Annotated in this window: 6 protein-coding genes; 5 read left to right on the forward strand and 1 reads right to left on the reverse strand. The window is 36.9% G+C overall.

Annotated features, from left to right (window positions below; genetic code table 11):
• Positions 1-825, forward strand: an 825-nt coding sequence (locus WA010_RS11855) for a transglycosylase SLT domain-containing protein (RefSeq protein ID WP_422557324.1), incomplete at its 5' end; no start/stop codon positions are given.
• On the opposite strand, the gene WA010_RS11860 is transcribed toward WA010_RS11855, so the two are convergent.
• Positions 734-1,219 (reverse strand): hypothetical protein, encoded by a 486-nt coding sequence (locus tag WA010_RS11860; protein WP_422557325.1) that lies wholly within the window; start codon positions 1,217-1,219, stop codon positions 734-736. The genes WA010_RS11855 and WA010_RS11860 overlap by 92 nt on opposite strands.
• Positions 1,220-1,366: 147 nt before the next feature.
• Between WA010_RS11860 and mobB the strand changes: the two genes are divergently transcribed.
• From mobB to WA010_RS11880, 4 genes are all read left to right on the forward strand, one after another.
• Positions 1,367-1,873: a molybdopterin-guanine dinucleotide biosynthesis protein B gene (mobB, locus tag WA010_RS11865; protein ID WP_422557326.1), complete on the forward strand. Its 507-nt coding sequence runs from the start codon at positions 1,367-1,369 to the stop codon at positions 1,871-1,873.
• A complete protein-coding gene (locus tag WA010_RS11870; protein WP_422557327.1) occupies positions 1,870-2,715 on the forward strand; it encodes a class 1 fructose-bisphosphatase in 846 nt (281 codons plus the stop codon). Before mobB ends, WA010_RS11870 begins: the two co-directional genes overlap by 4 nt.
• A complete protein-coding gene (locus WA010_RS11875) occupies positions 2,699-2,890 on the forward strand; it encodes a hypothetical protein (protein ID WP_422557329.1) in 192 nt (63 codons plus the stop codon). Before WA010_RS11870 ends, WA010_RS11875 begins: the two co-directional genes overlap by 17 nt.
• Positions 2,891-3,108: 218 nt before the next feature.
• A partial coding sequence (locus WA010_RS11880) for a hypothetical protein (RefSeq protein WP_422557328.1) occupies positions 3,109-3,621 on the forward strand: 513 nt, incomplete at its 3' end.

Genomic DNA, 3,621 nt, shown 5'->3' on the forward strand with positions numbered 1-3,621 from the left:
ATCAATATGTATACCCTTTGGGCGCGAGAACAACTCGGAATTGAAACCCAAAACTATTTCACTACTCTGCCGACTCCCGATAAAGGGGGATTCAAAGGGGATAATCCTTTTGAGTGGAATCGTCTCCATAAGATACTTGTCAATACACCTCCTGAAAAATTGTACGAATTGATTGAAGAATATGATGGTGAAGACTCCTTGGCTGTACAAGCTTATATGATTGAGAAAGCATATTTACCGTATATTCATAACTATACGATGCCTTATGATCAATATATGAGCAGCGTCACAACGGATCAAAAGGCAATGTTGTACGCCCTTATGCGCCAAGAAACACGATTGATTCCGGGGTTGATTTCACGTTCATTTGCATTGGGATTAATGCAAATTATGCCATTTAATGTCGATTCAATTTCAAAAATTCACCCATTAAAAATTAAATCGTATGATGATATGTTTAATTCGGAATACAGTATTGCGTATTCCATTGAACATATGAAACACATAGAAAAAACACTTTTCAATCCGGTATTGATGGCGTATGCGTATAACGGAGGGATAGGATTTACAAAACGGCTTTTAATTAGCGGTGATTATTTCAATCCGGGAGAACATGAGCCATTTATGAGCATGGAACTTGTAGGGAATGCGGAGAGCCGTGAGTATGGCAAGCGAGTACTTGCCAATTATATTATTTACAAAAAAGTCTTGGGGGAAAATGTATCGATTTCTGCTATTTTTGATAATTTAACGAAACCGACCCTGTCTGATTATTTTCGAGTTTCAGAACTAAAGAAGTTGCAGCAGTTGAGTCAAAACGAATAAGATAGTATCGGTTCCAGTTATTTTGAATCGGGATTAGAGCACGTCGTGGATCGTTTGGTTTTAATTCTTCAAATACAGTAGCCTTTTGACCATTCATGTTGATCGTATAACCGTAAGTGTTAAAATCCCATTTACGGTTATCTATATTATCTCGTTCAAAATAAATAGCTCCAATAAAATATTCTCCCCCTTTATATTTCTCGGGATAAATCGGATTAAGATAGAGAGTTGAAAATATTGCTTTTGTCTCAAATGATTGGATGATGGTTCCTGTCCGTAATTGTTCTACCGCTCGTTCATGATTTTCATCCATTCGGAAAAGATCAAATGCACCCTTTTGTGAACATCCGCTTAGTGCTAATAAAGCTGATAAAGCCATCCAATAAAATTTCATCTAAATCCTTTTTTGGTCGTATGGTTCTTATTATACGTCAATTCCGCTTAGACTTTTAATGATCAAGCAGGTAATTTAATACTATTTTTTAGAAAGTTTAAACTGAACCTTGACTATAATGCCTCTAATTTATATAAGGTTGCTTTTTTGAGTAAACGTTTGGCAGTTGCATTTACAGGGCCATCTAATAGTGGTAAAACAACGCTTATACTTAAGGTGGCTCGTAAACTGATTCATGAATATCATTTGCAAGTTGCTATCATTAAAAACGATCCAAAAGATAAAGCACAATTTGATGTCCCTGGAAAAGACAGTTATAAGTTCAGTGATACGGGTGCGGAAGTGATCGTCACCTCCCCTACTCGCACTACCTATTTTTCGCAACGACATAAAGAACTAGACGAGCTTATTGCACTGTTTGGGGAGTTTGATGTATTACTCGTGGAAGGGCTTAAAAATCTCCCACTTCCTCGTATCAGTATCTTTAGAAACTCTATTGATACCGATTATTTTCCCTATATGAATGCCTTGGCAATCGATGATAGTATTAATAGTGCCCATTATGCTATTCCCTCGGGAATAGACATACTAGATCTCAATAACCCCGATCAGGTGATCGAGTGGATTTTAACTCATGCAAAGGTTATGGAATGAATGTTATTTTAGAAGCACTTCAACAAAGTGCTATCCGCATTAAAAATGCTATTGATGTCAAAGACATCGGTTATTCTCAAGAACAAAATAGTTCAGGAGAAACTCAGCTTCAGCTTGATATTCAAAGTGATTTGATTATTGAAGAAGAACTCAGCAAAATTGCCAGTGTACACACCATCGCTAGTGAAGAAAAAGAGACACCGATGCTTTTAAATGAAGCAGGTAAATATTTTATTGCTTTTGATCCGCTTGATGGTTCATCTCTTGTAGATGTCAATCTCAGTGTTGGTTCGATTTTCGGTATTTATGACGGAGAATTTAGTCCAAGTAAAATGATTGCTTCGTGTTATGTCGTTTATGGTCCGCGTGTCGAACTTGTATTTGCCGATGAAAACCACATCTCGCTATATCTCCTTCAAAACGGTGAGTTTGAATTTGTTAAACATATTCATTTGAATGAGAAAGGGAAAATCATGGCTCCGGGCGGTACACAACAATGTTGGGCTCCTTTCCATAAAGCAATGATCGACAGTTTCTTTGCTCGTGGTTACCGTCTCCGCTATTCAGGGGGTATGGTTCCCGATTTGCACCAAATCCTCCTCAAAGGGGGCGGATTGTTCAGCTATCCGGGTGCGAGCGATAAACCAGAGGGGAAATTGCGTATGTTGTTCGAAGTTTTCCCTTTTGCCTTCATTTTCGAAAAAGCGGGTGGTAAAGCGGTTGACGGTACTGCACGCGTTTTGGAAAAAGAGCCGCGCCACGTCCATGATACCAGTCCATGTTTTTTCGGTTCATGTGATGAAATCAACGAGGTTTTAAGTGTCTATGCCGGACAACAGTGAGTACGAAGCACGATTGGATGAAACCATAAAAATTCTCAAAGAGTGTCAAGAAGAAAAAAACGTAACGAGCTGTTATGTGTGTGAAAAATGTATCGGCTGCGAGATTCGCGCCAAATACATCCGAACTGTGTATGAGAGTATGTCCAAAGGTGAAACCGGCGGGTTTGATTTTTAATACTCCGTCATTTTGCATCGTCATTCCCAACTCGATTGGGAATCCACCTCTTCGTCATCGTGCTTGATACGGAATCCATCTCCCTTTATCCTATTTAAAGCAAGAAATCATTACTATTAACAAAGATCAATGAGTTATTAATCATCATTAGACATCTTTTTTCCTTCTCTCAAGCGTGGATCAAAAATATCAAATTAGACATATCTAAAGAAAGTAGCATGATAAGTACAACAATATCAAATGAACAACCTATATTCTCAATCAAAGATGAAATGTATTGGATTGATAGAGTATATATTTTTATACCTATGCTTTCAATTATATTTTATGTATGGTGGATTGGATATAACTTTGATATATCTGAATTTTTACAAGACAAAAATACCAAAATAATGTTGCTACTTATCGGAATTGCGACGTTATTTGGTATTTTGAAAATATTGTTTTATACTACAAAGGATACCAATATTGAATTCTACAGCGATAGAATAGTTAGCACTTATTATAACCGCACTATCTATTTAAATCAGATTGATGAAGCAGTACGAGTCGCTACATTATTCTCTAGTCCTAATTCTAAAAAAGTGAATCGTATTTACGGTGTAAAACTTTTTGGAATATTTATAATCTTTATAGGCTTGCCTTTACTTTTCCCAGCCATTCTTTTATCTTCGCAATTGGTACATTGGATTTATAGATTATTACATCATGAATCTCTTGCCTTATTACCA

This window comes from Sulfuricurvum sp. (genome assembly GCF_049305995.1).
Classification (GTDB): Bacteria; Campylobacterota; Campylobacteria; order Campylobacterales; family Sulfurimonadaceae; genus Sulfuricurvum.